Source organism: Arthrobacter sp. TMN-49 (assembly GCF_054511095.1).
Map to the genome: position 1 here is coordinate 15,075 of NZ_JBTNDH010000010.1, position 16,509 is coordinate 31,583.

The 16,509-nt window shown below is 59.8% G+C and carries 19 protein-coding genes and 1 pseudogene; 5 read left to right on the forward strand and 15 right to left on the reverse strand.

What is annotated here, in order from left to right:
* Positions 1–103: 103 nt before the first annotated feature.
* The 9 genes from ACX80E_RS06275 to ACX80E_RS06315 form a co-directional block, all read right to left on the reverse strand.
* On the reverse strand, positions 104–664 hold the full coding sequence (locus ACX80E_RS06275; RefSeq protein ID WP_459301047.1) for an AAA family ATPase: 561 nt from the start codon (positions 662–664) through the stop codon (positions 104–106).
* Positions 655–963, reverse strand: a complete 309-nt coding sequence (locus ACX80E_RS06280) for an AbrB/MazE/SpoVT family DNA-binding domain-containing protein (protein ID WP_459301048.1) — start codon at positions 961–963, stop codon at positions 655–657. Before ACX80E_RS06280 ends, ACX80E_RS06275 begins: the two co-directional genes overlap by 10 nt.
* Positions 960–1,982: a phosphoribosylaminoimidazolesuccinocarboxamide synthase gene (locus tag ACX80E_RS06285; protein WP_459301049.1), complete on the reverse strand. Its 1,023-nt coding sequence runs from the start codon at positions 1,980–1,982 to the stop codon at positions 960–962. The genes ACX80E_RS06280 and ACX80E_RS06285 overlap by 4 nt, the downstream gene beginning before the upstream one ends.
* Positions 1,983–2,003: 21 nt before the next feature.
* Positions 2,004–2,816 carry a hypothetical protein gene (locus ACX80E_RS06290; RefSeq protein ID WP_459301050.1) on the reverse strand — a complete coding sequence of 271 codons (813 nt, stop codon included), beginning with the start codon at positions 2,814–2,816 and terminating at the stop codon, positions 2,004–2,006.
* A 112-nt stretch (positions 2,817–2,928) separates the two neighbouring features.
* Positions 2,929–3,321: a hypothetical protein gene (locus ACX80E_RS06295; RefSeq protein WP_459301051.1), complete on the reverse strand. Its 393-nt coding sequence runs from the start codon at positions 3,319–3,321 to the stop codon at positions 2,929–2,931.
* A 186-nt stretch (positions 3,322–3,507) separates the two neighbouring features.
* A complete protein-coding gene (locus ACX80E_RS06300) occupies positions 3,508–4,377 on the reverse strand; it encodes a metal ABC transporter permease (protein WP_459301052.1) in 870 nt (289 codons plus the stop codon).
* Positions 4,374–5,117, reverse strand: coding sequence for a metal ABC transporter ATP-binding protein (locus ACX80E_RS06305; RefSeq protein WP_459301053.1), 744 nt, complete (start codon positions 5,115–5,117; stop codon positions 4,374–4,376). Before ACX80E_RS06305 ends, ACX80E_RS06300 begins: the two co-directional genes overlap by 4 nt.
* A complete protein-coding gene (locus ACX80E_RS06310; protein WP_459301054.1) occupies positions 5,114–6,088 on the reverse strand; it encodes a metal ABC transporter substrate-binding protein in 975 nt (324 codons plus the stop codon). The genes ACX80E_RS06305 and ACX80E_RS06310 overlap by 4 nt, the downstream gene beginning before the upstream one ends.
* Positions 6,089–6,179: 91 nt before the next feature.
* A complete protein-coding gene (locus tag ACX80E_RS06315) occupies positions 6,180–7,346 on the reverse strand; it encodes an SGNH/GDSL hydrolase family protein (RefSeq protein WP_459301055.1) in 1,167 nt (388 codons plus the stop codon).
* 1,238 nt (positions 7,347–8,584) lie between these two features.
* On the opposite strand from ACX80E_RS06315, the gene ACX80E_RS06320 reads away from it, so the two are divergent.
* Complete coding sequence (locus ACX80E_RS06320; RefSeq protein WP_459301056.1) at positions 8,585–8,896, forward strand: hypothetical protein; 312 nt, start codon at positions 8,585–8,587, stop codon at positions 8,894–8,896.
* A 152-nt stretch (positions 8,897–9,048) separates the two neighbouring features.
* A pseudogene (locus ACX80E_RS06325) lies at positions 9,049–9,227 on the forward strand (IS1380 family transposase); the annotation flags it as partial.
* A 176-nt stretch (positions 9,228–9,403) separates the two neighbouring features.
* Here the strand turns inward: ACX80E_RS06325 and ACX80E_RS06330 are convergent.
* Both ACX80E_RS06330 and ACX80E_RS06335 read right to left on the reverse strand, forming a co-directional pair.
* The gene (locus ACX80E_RS06330; RefSeq protein ID WP_459301057.1) at positions 9,404–10,177 is read right to left on the reverse strand and encodes a hypothetical protein; all 774 of its coding nucleotides are present in this window, start codon (positions 10,175–10,177) and stop codon (positions 9,404–9,406) included.
* Between the two features lie 259 nt (positions 10,178–10,436).
* Positions 10,437–10,802, reverse strand: coding sequence for a MerR family transcriptional regulator (locus ACX80E_RS06335; RefSeq protein WP_459301058.1), 366 nt, complete (start codon positions 10,800–10,802; stop codon positions 10,437–10,439).
* 73 nt (positions 10,803–10,875) lie between these two features.
* Between ACX80E_RS06335 and ACX80E_RS06340 the strand changes: the two genes are divergently transcribed.
* On the forward strand, positions 10,876–12,102 hold the full coding sequence (locus tag ACX80E_RS06340) for an MFS transporter (RefSeq protein ID WP_459301059.1): 1,227 nt from the start codon (positions 10,876–10,878) through the stop codon (positions 12,100–12,102).
* Positions 12,103–12,164: 62 nt separating this feature from the next.
* Positions 12,165–12,755, forward strand: coding sequence for an NADPH-dependent FMN reductase (locus ACX80E_RS06345; protein WP_459301060.1), 591 nt, complete (start codon positions 12,165–12,167; stop codon positions 12,753–12,755).
* 27 nt (positions 12,756–12,782) lie between these two features.
* Here ACX80E_RS06345 and ACX80E_RS06350 read toward each other — a convergent pair whose 3' ends face one another.
* From ACX80E_RS06350 to ACX80E_RS06365, 4 genes are all read right to left on the reverse strand, one after another.
* Positions 12,783–13,160 carry a RidA family protein gene (locus ACX80E_RS06350; protein WP_459301061.1) on the reverse strand — a complete coding sequence of 126 codons (378 nt, stop codon included), beginning with the start codon at positions 13,158–13,160 and terminating at the stop codon, positions 12,783–12,785.
* 117 nt (positions 13,161–13,277) lie between these two features.
* On the reverse strand, positions 13,278–13,955 hold the full coding sequence (locus tag ACX80E_RS06355; protein WP_459301062.1) for an NADPH-dependent F420 reductase: 678 nt from the start codon (positions 13,953–13,955) through the stop codon (positions 13,278–13,280).
* 212 nt (positions 13,956–14,167) lie between these two features.
* Positions 14,168–15,862 (reverse strand): SulP family inorganic anion transporter, encoded by a 1,695-nt coding sequence (locus tag ACX80E_RS06360; protein ID WP_459301063.1) that lies wholly within the window; start codon positions 15,860–15,862, stop codon positions 14,168–14,170.
* Complete coding sequence (locus ACX80E_RS06365) at positions 15,859–16,233, reverse strand: ArsR/SmtB family transcription factor (RefSeq protein ID WP_459301064.1); 375 nt, start codon at positions 16,231–16,233, stop codon at positions 15,859–15,861. Before ACX80E_RS06365 ends, ACX80E_RS06360 begins: the two co-directional genes overlap by 4 nt.
* Before the next feature lie 89 nt (positions 16,234–16,322).
* On the opposite strand from ACX80E_RS06365, the gene ACX80E_RS06370 reads away from it, so the two are divergent.
* Complete coding sequence (locus ACX80E_RS06370; RefSeq protein ID WP_459301065.1) at positions 16,323–16,499, forward strand: hypothetical protein; 177 nt, start codon at positions 16,323–16,325, stop codon at positions 16,497–16,499.
* The last annotated feature ends 10 nt before the right edge of the window (positions 16,500–16,509 follow it).

The following is a 16,509-nucleotide window of genomic DNA, read 5'->3' on the forward strand; positions in this document are numbered from 1 at the left end:
GCATCGAGTACAACGGCTAGCCTCAGATTTCGCCGGCGCAGCAGACCAATGACTGCGAATAGCACCACACCAAGGGCTTCGGTTAGTCCACTCGAGGCGCGAACTACAGCTCGGCGCTGTTGAGCAATGCGAGAACAGCCAAAGCCATCTCAGCAATTGATTCCGCTTCACTCGACTGTGAGGTGTCCACGATGGGGCAGCCGTTGGCGGCGGCCAGCTCCTTGTACCGAGCAATGTAGTAGCGATGTGCAGCCACAGATTCGTCCGGCTCATCACGCTGCGCCAGCCTGGCTAGCGTGGTGGGAAGATCTGCCCAGCACAAGATGGTGGGTATCCACAGGGTCCAGCGCTCATGAAAAACCCTGTCGTCCACAAGGGACGCCACCGTCAGCCAGGACCTGTCCAAAATGACGGGCCCGGAGTCTTCCGCAGACCGGACGGCTTGTTCCAGGGCTAAGGCACCAATACGGAGCACTTCTTTTGTGTCCCCCGACTGGCTGGCGCGGGTCAGGTCCTGCCCGCGGCTCCCGCCAAAGGGCCGCAGGTAGGACATGCCCAGCCGCGCAGCGACGTTCTTGGCAATGGTGGTCTTGCCGGTGCCATCGTGACCGTCGATGCCAATCGCGCCCCGAGTGGCCGGGACCGGCCTGTCCGTTACTCCCATGGATGCAACGCAACAGTGTGCGACTCGTCATCGACTTCCAGGTAGAAGTGCCGTGCCTTGCCTCCTTCAAGTACCTTCAATGCCTCGCCACGTACCTCCATTTGGCCGCTGGGCGAAACCCGGAATCCGCCGTCGACCGTCGCCGGGGCGAGCAGGACAGCGTTCCCCTTGACGGCCACTGTTACACGGGAGCCGGTCTTGGGCTTCATCCCCAGGGCCTTGCGTGCAGACACAGGCAACGTGATGACACCCCCGGGCGACACCTTGGTCCGGGTGTTCTTGATGGTCAACGTACTCATGATGGAATCTCCTTTGCGACTTGCTGGTGGCTGCTGGCTGTTGGTTCGAACAGCATGGTGTGCAGGCGGGCATAGCGTTCCAGGATCACGTCCGGATCGCCGCCGCTGCGCCATTGATCCTTGTCTAGCGCGTCGGCATCGTCGGCCGCATGGGTTCTGACCCGCATGCAGTCAGGGCTGATTTCCCCGTAGATGGTTCCGCTACTTTGGTCTATGAAGAAGCAAATATCGATCAGCTTCAGTCCGCCGGCCGTGAAAAAGTCCTCCAACCAACTAAACGTCTCCCGTGCCAGGCGCTTAGCCCGCTGGACGTCGCTGGTCCACAGCGCCGCATAGTCGTCGGGCAGCGGCTCGTCGGCAAGGCGGTTGCCCTGGCGATCCGTGAGCGGATGCCGCCAATCAAAGCAAACAAGTGGTTCGGCAAACCGGTCCCAGCGCTGCAGCGCAGCTCCGGCCACGGTGGGATGCTCCTCGGTAAAAAGGTACCGGTGGATGGGAGAACCAATGTGGTAGCGCTTGACCCGGGTTTCAAGGTTGCACACCTCCACGCGACGCTCGGCAAGCAGCGGGCCGACAGGCGATTCCACCAAGGAAAGAAAAGCCGAGGAGAGCTGGTAGGCGCCCGGTGACAATGCCATGGACCGGAAGATTTCGGCCGAGAACCGTGCCCGGATCTCCTCGGTGCCCTCGACCACTCCGTATCTGTTGTTCGTGAACGAATACAACGTGGGCAGCAGCCTCGCCAGGGCGATCTTGGGTGTCAGGAGGCGGATTTCCTTGCTGTCGCCCACCACCAGCACCGGTAGCGTGGAGAAGTCGAACTGGATCTGCTGCAGGATCTGGTCCATGAACGAATACCGTTGGTGGTTGAGGTCTACCTCCAGTGCTTCACCACTGGGCCCACTCAGCGTCACCCGATTCGGGGTGGCGGACAGCAGCTGCACCTCCAGCTTCAGGTCAAGGCATTGGTCAAGGATGAGGCTGGCCGCCGGGCTCCTGCGAAGTGTGGATGTGGGCATGGGAGATCTCCTTTTCTCAGGTCACGCTTGCGGGCGGACAACATTGAAACGCTCGTTCAGAGCCTGCAGCGCAGCACCCGTTGCGACAGCGGATTCGGCCAGCGCCCGCCCCGGGTCGCCATCCTTGGCCAGGCGCTGCATCTCAAGGGTGCGGAAGCCGCAGAGTGACTCCAGCCATTCATGGACTTCGTCCTTGGTGAGACGTTGATTCATGGCGCCAAACGTTCCCTTGGCGATGTTGGCCGGAATCTTAACAAAGTACTCAAAGAGGTTGTGGAGGTCGTCGCCGGGACTTGACTGATTCGCCAGCGCCGGGCCAATCATTCCCAGCTGCTGGCGTTGGCGCACCATGCCGAAGCTGAGGTTGCGCATCATCAAATCGGCCGTGGATTTGGCGGGCAGGCGGGTCTCGCCGTAGATGCAGAGGCCGTAGTCGGCAAGGTTGTCGCCCGAGAGGCACTGCATGCGCCACAGTTCCTCGGCCGAGTAAATGCCGACATTGAGTTCCTTGCCGGCAAAGGTGGGAGAGGTGCCATGGAGTCTGCGCAGAACGGCTTCCGGTTCTTTCACCACCAGGACCAGGTCATAGTCGGCAAAGTTCTCACTATTGACGCTGGAGCCATACACCACCACGCATTCAAGGCCCGATCCGATCAGCTCCTTCAAGTCATCGAGGAACGCGAAGCGCGGTCGAAGCTCTGCGGGGATGTTGCCCTGGGCCAGCTGAACCTCGGTGACGGAGCTGGGTCCCTCCAGCAGGTTGATGACCTCCTCGAAACAGCGGCGGATGGCCAGCAGCCTGTCCAGTTCGGCCAATTCGGAACTGTGGGCCATGGACTGCACCTCATCCATGAGGGCTTGACCCGGCAAGCCCGGAATCAGGCCCATCGTGGCGTATTTGCCTGCCTGCCACAGGCGGTCATATTTGCTTGCCAGGGTTCCGGCGCTATAGCGCGATTGGACTATGGCGGCGGACAGTAACCGACGCCAGAAACATCACCGACTCCACCCACAGCCGCTGCAGGGCAGCTTCACTACCGGTCCCCTGCGTTGGCACCAGCGCATCCCCTGCGGTCACGCCGGAGCGGACGGCTGCGTGATAAAAACGCGGGTGAAAAACCGATGACCATTGCAGTGAAAACGGTGAGATGACGCGGGGACTGTCAAAATGCTGACGTGCTGCCCAGCGGTAGATGTCAACAAGTTCGGTCCCGGAGACGTCACGGTCAACGTAGATGTACGAGACACGAAACGGAGTTCCCCGCCACGTTGCTGGCCGGTCGACGGCGATCACCTCACGGACCGCGCGTGGAACCACCCCCGCAACCCCAGCAGACATCACAGCCCCCTGCCCCAGGTGGCGTATCGTTCCCCCGCGACTCGTGGCCACCTCGCCATTGTTACCCCAAGTTTCCGTCCAGTGAAAGATGAAGTCAATTGTCCAAACGGACAATAACACTGGACGTCGTGCCGCCGCGGTTCCGGTTTTGTGACAGGCGTTTGAGCGCCGCACCTTAGGTGAGGATTAGGCGGCCGCCAGCTTCCGGCGTCGTACCGCCTTGAGCCGGTTGACCAGCAGGCCGTGGCGCGGGCTAAACAGGTAGACCAGCGTGAAGGCCGCGCCCTGAGTTAGGACCACCATGCCTCCGGAGGCGGCGTCGAGGTAGTAGCTGGCATAGAGGCCCACGACGGCGCAGACAGCGGAGATGGTGGGTGCCAGGATCAGCATCCGGCCGAAACGGTCGGTGAGCAGATAGGCCGTGGCCCCCGGAATGATCAGCATGGCCACCACCAGCACCACGCCCACCGCCTGCAGCGCCACCACCGAGGTCAGCGCCAGCAGCCCCAACAGGAACGCCCCGAGCATGCGCGGATTCAGGCCGATCGCGTGGGCGTGGGTGGGATCGAAGGCGTACAGGGTGAAGTCGCGGCGTTTGATGATCAGGATGGCCAGCGTGATGGCGCCGAGCACGAGGACTTGAATGAGGTCGGAGTGGCTCAGGCCCAGCAGGTTGCCGAAGATGATGTGGCTGAGGTCTGTCTGGCTGGGGGTGACGGAGATCAGTACCAGCCCCAAGGCAAAGAGCGTGGTGAAAACAATGCCAATGGCAGCATCCTCCTTGATCCGGCTGGTGTCCCGCACGGCCCCGATCAAGGCCACGGCCAAGAAGCCGAAGAGCACTGCACCCACGGCGAAAGGTGCGCCCACTATGTAGGCGAGGGCAACCCCGGGCAAGACGGCGTGCGAGACGGCGTCGCCCATGAGCGACCAGCCGATAAGTACGAGCCAACAGGACAAGACGGCACAGACAACGGCGGCAATCACCGTCACCGCCAGCGCCCGCTGCATGAAGACGTAGTCGAAGGGTTCCAACAGGAAATCAAAGATGGTCATGGCGTACTCTCGCTTCGGGTGGTGACATCCAGGCCAAAGGCAAGCGCCAGGTTCTCAGGCTGCAGCACGTCAAGGGGCGTGCCATGCATCAGGACCTTGTGCATGAGCAGCACTGCCTCATCGGCCAGGTTCGGCAGTGCATGAAGGTCGTGGGTGGAGACGAGGATGGTGGCGCCGGCGCCGGCCAATTCCCGCAAGAGCTCACAGATGGTCGCCTCGGAACGTTTGTCGACACCGGCGAAGGGCTCGTCCAGCAACAAGGTGGTTGCCTCCTGGGCAATGCCGCGGGCCACGAAAGCGCGCTTCTTCTGCCCGCCCGAAAGCTGGCCAATCTGACGGTGCGCGTACTTGGAGAGCTCAACACGGTCCAAGGCTTCGGCCACGGCCAGCTTGTCAGCCTTGCGCGGCTGGCGGCTCAGTCCCATATGCCCGTACCGCCCCATCATGACCACGTCTTGCACCGAGAGCGGGAACTGCCAGTCAACATCTTCGCTTTGTGGAACATAGCTGACGACGCCGGAGCGGCGCGCCTTTGCTGGTGATACACCGTCGATGGTGACAGTGCCGGCGTCGGGCTTCACCAAACCCATGATGGCCTTGAACAAGGTTGATTTGCCTGAACCGTTCATGCCCACCAGGCCGCAGATCCGCCCCTTCTCAAGGCTGAGTGTGGCCTGGTCAAGCGCCAGCACGTCCCCGTAGTGGACGGTTACGGACTTAACTTCAATGGCGATGCTCATGATGTGCCTCCTGACGGGGTTCCAGCTGGCGCGCCGGTGAGGGCGCTGGTGATGACCTTGGCGTCGTGGCGAATCAAATCCAGGTATGTGGGTACGGGGCCTTCGGGTTCGGAGAGTGAATCAACGTAGAGTGTGCCGCCAAAGCTGGCATCGGTAGCCTCCACGACCTGCTCCATGGGGGCTGCGGACACGGTTGATTCGCAGAAGACTGCGGGAACTTTGTTGTTGCGGACAAATTCAATGACGCCGGAGATCTGCTGGGGCGTGGCCTGCTGTTCGGCATTGACGGCCCAAATGTATTTTTCCGTGAGCCCGGCGTCACGGGCCAGATAGGAGAAGGCTCCTTCGCAGCTGACGAGGGCACGTTGGTTCGCTGGCAGGACCGCAAGATCTGCCACCAGATCATCCTGAACCCCTTGCAATTGTGCGTTGTAGGCGGCGCCGTTGCTGGTGTAGACCGCGGCGTTGGCCGGATCCAGTTTCGCGAAAGCGGCCACCATATTGTTCACGTAGATTTGCACGTTCGCCGGTGACATCCATGCGTGCGGGTTCGGCTTGTCCTTGTACGCATCCTCGGCGATGCTGATGGACTCCACGCCGTCGCTGACCACTGCGTGCGGTGCCTCCACGTCCTGCACAAATTGCGCAAACCAGGCTTCCAGCCCCATGCCATTGTCAAGGATCAAGTCTGCTTTGCTGGCCTTGCGAATGTCCGCCGGGGTGGGTTCGTAGCCGTGAATCTCCGCCCCGACCTTGGTAATGGATTCCACCCGCAGCTTGTCCCCGGCCACGTTCCGAGCAACGTCAGCCAAGACCGTGAAGGTGGTCAGTACTACCGGACGGTCGTCCCCTGCTGCATTGCTGGAGCTGCCGTCAGCACCGCAGGCCGTGAGTGAGAGAGCCAGCACGGCGGCACCGACCGCCAGAACACGACGGAAGGGTGATGGGAGCGCGGAAGAATATGTTGCCATGCCACGACTTTAGTTTAGGTGCGCCGAACTTTCAAATGTCGGGCGACCATAATATATGGCATTAGTTCCGGCATGGGGTGCAATCATGCCCCTAGGTGGCGAGGGGCGATCCCGGGGAGAACACCAGAGCGGCGAAGCGCTCCCCTATCACCTGGTGCGTTGCCTCATCGGGGTGCAGGGCGTCAGCGAGCGGCAGTTCGTTCTCATCTTGCGCGCCATAGAGTTCCAACCCGTCCAAATAGAAGATATTCGCATCGTCGACAGCCCGCCGGCGGACAATTCGTTCCAGCTCGTGGCGAATCACCTGGAGCGTGAGCTTCCCGGCAGCAATCTCGGCCGGGTCACCGGTTGCACAGAACCGAACATCGCCAGATGACAAGGCGTCCAGATCAAAGGCCCCCGGACCAGGCGTTATTTCATGAATGGCGCAATGCATGGCCGACACCAGCAAAAGTGGGGTGGTGGGGTGGCCGTCACGGATGGTGTCCAGGAAGCCATGAACTGCCGGCCCAAAAGCACGCAGCCGCATCACGTCAAGGTTTACCAGGTTGATACCGATTTTCACGCTGATAAGATCGGCGGGAGTATCGCGCATGGCGCGCGCAGTGAATTGATCCAGGAGTGCGCTTCCACGCAACGCCATGTTGTTCAGTTCAACACCACCCTGGCGGGCAGCAACCGCAGGCCAAATTGCCGTGGGCCGGGTGGCATTGGAGCCATGGCTGATAGAACTGCCGAAGTGCAACCACACCGGGCGCTCTGTTGCCGGTGCCGGCTCCACCGAGGCATCCGTGCGCAGCGCCACGATTTCTGTCTTCTCATTGTGCGGCAGCCACAGTTCAATGGTGTTGGTTCCGGCCGGCAGTCCGGTGAACCGGCTGGTGCAAACCGGTCCCCCATCCTGGCTGGTGGCGCCCGTAGCCATGTCGATGGTGGTGGTGATGCCGCCACTAGTGGCAGGGCCGGCCAGCACTTCACCGTTCACAACTAGTTCAATCACATCGTCTGGCTGCTCCGGCGCACCCGAGTAGGCAATTCTTGAACGGACCGTGTCCAGCTCCACCGTGCTGGCGCTGCTGCGAAAGGCCAGCCGCACACCCGACGGCTGGGATTCAGCCATCACCAACTGGGGGTCATAGTTGGCCTGGGCCAGTGCCTTGGCAGGGAGCCGATGTGGCAACGTGCCCTGACCGCTTTGTTCCAGCTCCACAGCACCTTTGAAACGGCCGAAGGTGCCGGAACCGAAGACTGATATCATGTTGGCCAGCGTGGCGTTTCAAGACCCAGAAAATCGCCAAAACCAACGACACATACATCATCCAACAACGCGATCACCAATACCTACAATCGAGCGGATATCACTCGTCAGAAGCGGAGGCACCACTGTGATGCCGGAAGAAACCTCTCGCTAGTAAGGTAAGCCCACCGAGAAGTATCAAGATGGCGCTGAAATGCGTAACCCATCCCCACACTGTCTCCATTCCAAAAATAGGCTGCATCGACTCTTGATTGCGGAGGACGATCCATGTCAAGAATACCCCCACCAGCATCGCCCCTGAGAAAATGTTGAATATCCTCCAAATGCGGTTCTGCGTACTGCCCATACTGCTTTCTCCTCTCACTAGTTTCAGTCTGACGGGCCACTTTATCAGTCCTCAGCCCGCTTGTGAGTTCGAAAAGTATTGCGTATGAAGGTTCTTCGTAAGTATGTACGGTTGGTGGGTTTGATTCGGTACGGCGGTGGCAGTCGGCGCTGACCAGATTGCACAACCGGATGTTCTGGAAGTCCCTAAACCCGCGAGCAATCCTGCGGGTGGTTTCAATCGATTTGGCACGGTGTGGCGGTAGGTGAGAGACGTCAGTGTCTCTTTGAATGGTTGTCGACCAAGAAAAATCTTCAAAAGAAACCTTCAAAATAGGTGATCCGAGTTTGGAAAGAATGCCAATCGCAATTGAAATCAACAATATTTCTCCCAGCATTATCTTCGAATCAGTTGGCAGCGAATCTTCCGCTTCCTAAATCTGTAACCTTTGTGGTCAATGGATATGCGAGTAGCGGACAACCGTCGGTGAATGACCCTGCTTGGCCCTTGTACGTCATACTGGTCGCCTGATTCACTGGCAGATGGAAGTCGCGTGGGCGGATTTTAGCTTCACCACTTCTTTTGGTGACATGACCTGCACGGGTGGCCCGTGGGGAATCCAACTGCCAATCGAACTCAGATCTCGCTACATGACGAAAACTATTCGGACGTGCAATTTGCCAGACGTCGCAGGTGCTGACAGTTATTTGCGAACTACAGGCAGCGTCCGCTGGGCGCCACCAATTCAGGTGCCCGGCGCCTAGGAAAGGAGATCCCTTGAAGTCCGGGGTCGCGCTGATACTCCCATCGAAAGGCCCGCATGAAGGCACCGAGAAGTAAAGCGACTTCAAGCCGCCGTTCCGAGGGTGCGTTGACGCGGCTCCCATGACAGGCCCTGCGCTAGGCTCAGTCCATGGATTGGTTCTGGAACGCCTTGCTCTTAGCTGGATTCGCCGGCATCGTCGTCGCCTCGTTGATCATGTTCCAAAGACATCTCACCAAACCTGGCGGGCGCACCGGGACCGGCGGTGCAGCCGGAATCGGCCTCATGGAAAGCCTATTCGCGCCGTCGAGCTATGAGGCTCGGATTGAGCTGGAACGGCAAGGTCAGCAGCAAGCTCCGGCGCCCGTACCTGGGGATCCTATGCGCGGCCTTCACGTCGCCGTGGACGACGACGGTCTGCCCTGCCGCGTCGTCATTTGCTCAAACAATCCCCGAGTCTAGGGTTTGGTCCGATTACAACTGACGCGCGGGCCCAGCCTTGCCGCGCCGGGCGGGATGAAGAAGGCCCTCACATCTTTTTATGCCCCGTCCCGGGGTTCGAACAAGCTCGTCACGGTAGTTCTGGGCACCCTCAAACACACTGTTAGGCCGGTGCTGGCGGTGCCTGGACGCCGATTAATTGCATCAACGCCGTCTCCGCCGAAGACGCACAAACATGGGTGGTAGCGGCAGAAGTCGCGGAAACCCCTTCACCGCGTTCTCCTCCCGGAAGGATGGCGAACAGATCACTGGGCGTCTGGTCGTGCGCCGCATCCTCGAGCTGAACCCCAAACCACCCATCCCGGAGCGAGCTCAGGAACCAGGAAGCGGAACATCATCGGCAGCGAGGCCGGCCCGGGATTGCCCTAACACCAGGTCAACGAAAGACAGCCACTCTCCGCTCTGCTAAGCAAATTGGCGGATGGAGGCTAAGACGCGCCCTCAACGGGGACCCTGCAGACGCCTTGGCTAGACCCCCGGGATGGAAACCGTTTCTGCTTTGGAGGGTGCTTTCTGCGGTGCCACTGAGTTCCAGTCGCTGAAAGTTATGACTCCTGGGTCCTCGCCCGCGGAGTCCTGCGGTTGCATCTGAAGCATGAACGGATCGCCCTCGGCGGCGATCCACAGGATACCCTTTTTCCCCGTGTATTTGAAGGCTTTAGCGCCGTTGAGATCGACGACGGACTTGTCAGAGATGGTGCCAAGGTCGGATTCTTTCAAGGTTTCACCGCCGAAGGACTCCAGCAGTGAGGAAATACTGTAGTTGCCGAATTTGCTGGCGTCAGTCACGGTGATCCATTTTTCACCGACCAGCGAGTCAACCACATCCGCGGTTTCCTGGCCCACGTTCTGGGTGAAGAATTCCTTGTCGGCCTTCAAATAAGTAGCGCCATTGGCGGTCAGCAGCGTGCTGGTGGCGCCCTTCTTGGTTACCTCGGCCAGTGAGTTGGATCCGTCGCGGCTACCGGACATTTTGATTTTCACGGTTGTGGTGCCGCGGGTCATTTCGCCGACTATGGCGACGGAAGTGGCACTCTTGATGGTTTGGTTGACCTTGGGGAAGAGTTCCTTGGCACTGGGAACAGTCAAGGGAGCGGCGGAGGTTGGGGCAGCCTGAGAGGTTGCGGATCCCGCATCTTGAGGGGACGTGGACGCTTCCTGAGCGCCGCCGCATCCAGCTAAGGCCACTAGCAGTCCGGCAGTCAGTGGAAGGAGGAGAGCCTTGTTTTTAGGGGTATTCATAGAAGTGTCCTGTTGTGGTGCGTCAAAGTTGCGAGTGTGGGCATCAATCGCCGAGACAGGTGCTCTGCAGCGGGTCGACGCATTTCATACTCTATCGTATTGACTAATTCGATTTTGACCATTTGTTGGTTCCCCGGGGTCCGACCGCAGGGCCGTGAAACAAGTGCACGCCGATTCGAAGGACAGTACCCGGGGCCTCCTGCCCTTCGGTAGCTTTGCCGCGAACTCTGCTTGGCTAGACACTATGGACTGGATGTGGCTACAACGTGGGCGAACCCGGGGAGCTGCTGACGTCGCACAGCTGCACAGGACCCGTCAGCTCGTCGAGTGCATGGTTGAGCTGATCGATCCGTTGCTGTGCGGCGGCTCGGAGTCTGGTGCCGATGACGGCCCAGTCCGCCGGGGAAGGCTCTGAAGGAAGACCATCCAGCAGTTCCGCAATTTCGAGCACGGACATTCCCACGCGTTGCGCTACCCGAATCACCTTGATCCGGCAGGCATCCTCTTCGCTGAAGCGGCGTTGGTTCCCGGCTGTTCGCTCACCGGTGATCAGACCATGCTTGTCGTAGAAGCGGACGGCTGACGCATTCACGTTGCTGGCATGGGCCAAGTCCGAGACTGTCATGGATCTTGTGTGCATTATTCCGTTCAACCTCTCACCTTGACTTCAACCTTTGTTCAAGTTCTAGCATCGGAACATGACCGAACGCAACCAGCTTGAAACTATCCATGAGCGCCGCGAGCCCCGTACAGGGGGTTCGGTGGCGCTAATTCTCGCGAGCATGCTCACTGTTATGGCGGGAGCCACGATCTCCCCTGCGTTGCCAAACATGGCGGACTATTTCTCCGACGTTGAGAATTCCGGTTTCCTGGTCAAGCTTGTTGTTGCCGTCACAGCACTGTCGATAGCAATTTCCGCACCCGTGCTGGGCTGGCTAAACGACCGGATCAGCCGCTCGGTTGTCCTCAAAGTGTCTGTGGTCGTTTACGCGATAGCGGGTTCGGCAGGGTTGTGGATTGACAATCTGCCAGCGCTTCTCGTCTCACGTGCAATCCTCGGCGTCGCCGTGGCTGGCGCCATGACGGCGTCAACGGCGTTGATCTCCGAATGGTTCACCGGTGAGCGACGGTCCAGGATGTTTGGCCTTCAGGCCGCTGCAAGCGGGCTCGGCGGGGCCGTGTTCCTGTCCCTGGGTGGGGCGCTGGCCGCTGTCAGCTGGAATGCGTCTTTTGCCGTCTACCTCTTGTCATTACCGGTCGCCATCCTTGTCGCCTGGAACGTCACAGACCCTCCCCCGGTGTCAAAAACCGGCGGTGATCATCAAACGGCGACGAGCCCCCAGACAACGGGACAAATATGGGGAATCGTGGTCCTCGCGTTCGTGATCCAGATTGTCTTTTATGTTGTACCGACCCAACTGCCCTTCCTCCTGGGCGAAATGGGTGGTAGTTCCTCGACCACAGGACTTGTGATCGGGTGGATGGTCCTGGTTCAGGCACTCGCCAGCTTGAGTTACCGACGGATGTCCCGACTCGGCTTCCGTACCGTCGCAATTCTCAGCATGGCGTTGATGTCCGCCGGCATGCTGACAGTCAGCACCTCCGATGGAATTGCCCAAGTCTTGGCGGGCCTAACGATCTCAGCCCTCGGCGTCGGCCTCGTCATGCCAACCCTGAATTCGTGGATATCGGTCACCACCTCGCCTGCGCACCGGGCGCGCGCCATCGGCGCGTTGGTCTCCGCCATGTTCCTGGGGCAGTTTGCCTCACCCTTCATCGCGGAATTGGTCATTCGAGGTGACGACACTGATCAGGCCTTCCTTGCCGCAGCGCTGCTGTCCCTGGTGTCGGCCATCGCCGTCCTGGCCATGTCCGCCACCACAATGCGAGATTCGGTCTCACGGACGAACGCCAAGAAATCGTGATGCCCAATGACCACCACACCAATTCGCTGACTTACCGCCACACTTCTACTCAAAGGAACCCAATGAAAATCGGAATCATCGTAGGCAGCACCCGTCCGGGACGTCGATCCATAGTGGTCGCTGAATGGATGAAATCCATTGCAGACCAGCGTCAAGGACATGAGTTCGTCCTGCTGGACTTGTTGGACTACAACCTCCCCCACCTAGACGAAACGATGCCCGCAGCCATGGGAAAACAATACGGGCACGATCACACGCGCGCATGGTCCGAATCGGTTGCCTCCTGTGACGGCTTCATCATCGTCACCCCCGAATACAACCACTCCATTCCGGGCGTCCTGAAGGATGCCCTGGACTACTTGTTTGGCGAGTGGCACAACAAGGCTGTCGGCTTCGTCGGATACGGGCTACTGGGTGGCGCCCGGGCGGTTGAACATCTAAGGAGCATAGCGGCAGAATTGATGCTCGCCGATGTCCGGGCACAGGTCGCATTATCTCTCTTCGCCGATTTCCTCGACATGGAGACACTTGCTCCTGGCGGACACCATGTCGGCACGGCGAATAAAATGCTTGACCAGCTCTTGGGCTGGAGCGGTGCCTTGGGCCTGCTCCGTGACTGCGTGACGGATGCGCCGTCGTTCGCGGAAGCTTAGAGAACGCAGGCGCCGGAGGGGTGTGTTCTAAAGCCCGACAACCGTGTCGATCTGTACCTTCGCACCCAAAGGTAGTGCCGCCACCTGAACCGTAGTACGAACCGGGAACGGCTGATGGAAGTGTTTGGCGTAGGCGGCGTTGATCACCGCGAAGTCCGTGTAGTCCGTCAGGTAGATTGTGGTCCGCAGGACGTCAGAGACCGCCAAATTGAGCTCCTCCAGCAGCGTCTTCAGGTTGCTGATCATGGCCTCACACTGTTCCGCCGCATCGTCCGAAACAAGGGCTCCATCATCGGTTCGCTGACCGATGATGCCGGCGGTATAGCCGGTATTGCCATGCCGCACGAAGTGGGAGAACGGTGCCGTTGACTGGTGCAAGCGCGGACTGAAATGGTGTTCTGACATAAATGCTCGTGCTCCTTTCGATGGAGGGTTGCGCCCACCTCTGAGTTCCGCCGGGATGCACAACTGAACGTGAACCCTGCGTACCGAGAAGCGGTTTGATGGATGCAGGCTAACGGGTCAGCGGACGATCTTGAAGTTGAAGTCGGCCGTGCCGAGCACACCCCAGAGTCGCAGCCAGACAGGCAGGAGCATCTCGGCACCGCGGGCGGTCGTGATGTCGCCGAGGTCGATCACGTCTTGGTGGCCGAAGTCCTTCAGAAGCTCGACGACGATTCCCTTGGCGCCGTCGTCGTTCCCGGAAACGAAGACAGTACTGGTCTCAGCAAGCAGGTTCGGATTGACCATGAGGGCGGCGTTGAGGGTGTTCAGGGACTTTACGACGCGGGCCGCGGGAAAGGCGCGCTGGATCTGCTCAGCGAGGGAATCGGTGCCCTTGACGAGCAGAGTCGGCGGCATGCCGTTGCCGAAATCAAGGGGGTTGGCGACATCGAGGATGACCTTGCCCTCGAGGTTTTGCGCGCCAGCATGGGCCAGAACGTCCAGGGACGCTGCGCCGTTGGTGGCGTTGACGATGAGCTCGGCACCAGCGGCGGCGTCAGCGAAGCGAGCCAGGGCGATGCCCGGGTTCCCGGCAGCCCACACGGAGAACGGCGCGGTTCCCATGGCGTCGGCCTCCGTACGGGCCAAGGTGGCCTCGGGATCGCGGGTGCCGATAGTGACGGTATGGCCCAGTTCGGCCATCCTTGCTGCGATCGTGCGCCCGACGGTGCCGGTTCCAAGGATTGCTGTCTTCATGGGCATTTCTCCTGATTCAGAGCGGCTTCAATTGACTGAACTGTCAGCGGTCATGGCATACGCGAACCACTAGTGCCGCACATCGGAGCCAACTGATCGCTCCTACAGTTTGTGACGGATTGATCCGTCTGTCCAACTACATTTAGCCAGCATTGGCCGGGACCCTCAAGACTGCTGTTTCCAGGGCCGCCCTGTTGGCGGCACGCGTGACGTCAGTCGGGGGTGCCCGGACGATTGTCCTTCACCGCGGCGGGAGTCTTCCCCTGAGGAGCTCGCCGGAGATGGCTTCGTGCATGTTCGACGGCGTCCTCAAGCGTGTCAAAGAGGTGATTCTCATGCCGCAGTGATGAGATGACACCGATTTTCGTTGCCAGATGCATGTGCTGCGGGCGGATTCCCTTGACAAGTACTGTGATTCCGCGCCGTTCCAGTCCTTGTATGAGCTCGGTGATGACTTGCGCGCCGGTCGCGTCGAGGATTTGGAGCTGTGACATGCGTAGAATCACGACGGTGACATCTTCGATCTTGCCAACACGGGCAAGAACGCGTTCGGCTACCCCGAAGAATATTGCGCCGTCGAGGCGGAACACGGCGATATGTTCGTCCCCGGGTGCTTCTGGCAGGGGAAGCTCTTCCCGATGCACACCGGCGGAGGCTGCCAGTGCCCGCAGTGAGAAGAACGCGGCGACCGCAATGCCGATACCTACCGCGTAAATCAGGTCGACGCTGACAGTGATTAGAGCAGTAACGACGAAGACTATGGCATCTGATCTGGTGGAACCGACGATCGTTTTCACAGTGGCAATCGAGATCATCCTGGCCGCCGTGACCATCAGGACACCCGATAGTGCAGCCAGCGGTATGCTGCCGACGACCCCGCTCGCAGCGTAGATAACAACGAGCAGGACCAGTGAATGAACGATTGCTGACAAGCGGGTCCGTCCCCCGGCGCGAATGTTCACGGCTGTGCGTGCGATGGCCCCGGTCGCTGGCATGCCGCCGAAGAAGCCCGAGGCCACCGAGGCGAGGCCCTGCCCGACGAGTTCACGGTCGGCGTCATAGGGGCCAGTATCTGAAATTGATGCGGCAACCCGAGCGGACAGTAGCGACTCAATGGCGGCCAGGGCAGCAATGGTCAGGGCCGGCCCCAGGAGCGTGAGCAGAATTTCCCAGTCCGCCGAAGGCAGCCGGGGCGCGGGCAAGGAGTCAGGTAGAGCACCAATGGTCTCGATGGGAAGCCGGGTAAGACCGACGCCCACAGTGACGATGATGATTGCAATGAGCGAACCGGGGATGGCCTTATGGATGCGCGGCGCGAGGACCATCACGGCGATCACCACGGCAACAACCAGCACAGGAATCCAGAGAACTGTCCCATCTACTGTTTGGAGGGCCTCGACGGCAGCGATGAACGCGTTACTGCTTGGCCCGGCAGGGACACCAAAGGCCGACGGGACCTGCTGGAGGAAAATGATCATGGCGATGCCCAACGTGAAGCCCTCGATCACGGGCCACGGAATGTACATGATGGTCCGGCCTAAGCGCAGTAGTCCAGCCGCCACCACAATAATGCCGGCCATCACACAAACCACCGCCAACACACCAAGTCCATGAGTTGCCACGACAGGTCCCAGAACCACCACCATGGCCCCTGTCGGCCCAGACACCTGGATGTTGGAACCGCCGAAGACTGCAGCAATAACGCCGGCGATGATGGCTGTAATCAACCCACTCTCGGCACCAGCACCGGAACTCACCCCGAATGCTAGGGCCAGCGGAAGCGCGACGATGCCGACGGTCACACCGGCAATCAAGTCCTGCCGCCACGTTTTGGGGACTTCGCGGTAGTCACGCCAGCTGGGCAGCAGTTTGGTCAGGGAATGGACAGAGGCAGGGACGCGTGTCATTTACATACATCTACGACGAGGTCTGGCAAGCCGGCACTCGTGGCAATCTGCTCGTGCGTGGTTTGCAAAATCTCCCCCAACAAGACGCGTGCCACGCGAAGAAGGTCCGCGACCTGCGGATAAGCCAGCCGATAGAAAACCTGACTTCCCCTCCGCTCAGCAACCACAAGGTTATGCCGCCGCAGCACCGACAAGTGCTGAGAAAGATGAGATGCCTCGAGACCGGTACTCGCCAGTAAATCGGTCACCGAGGCCTCTGCCCCCCTCGTCAGGACCTCCAACACCCTGACCCGAATCGGATGTGACAGTCCCTTAAAAAGGTTTGCTTTCACCTCGTATAGTGGCAGCTGCGCGTCCAAGTAGCGTTCCATAGCTTTGCCCTCCCATGGTTTGATGATTCCATCATATCATGATGTTGTAAGATGATGGAATCACTCATCCACTGAATGGACCACAACCCATGAAGAATGCCGTCTACTTTCTGATCGCAATAGCCCTGTTTGTCGGAGGGTTTTTGCTCTTCGGTGCCGCAACGGCCGGCCCGCAATGGCGAGACCTCATCTTTGCCGGCGGTTTGATCAGTGTGACGCTCGCGTTCGTGCTCCCGTTTGTTGTCTTCCCCAGGATGGACCCGTAGATAAGGACTC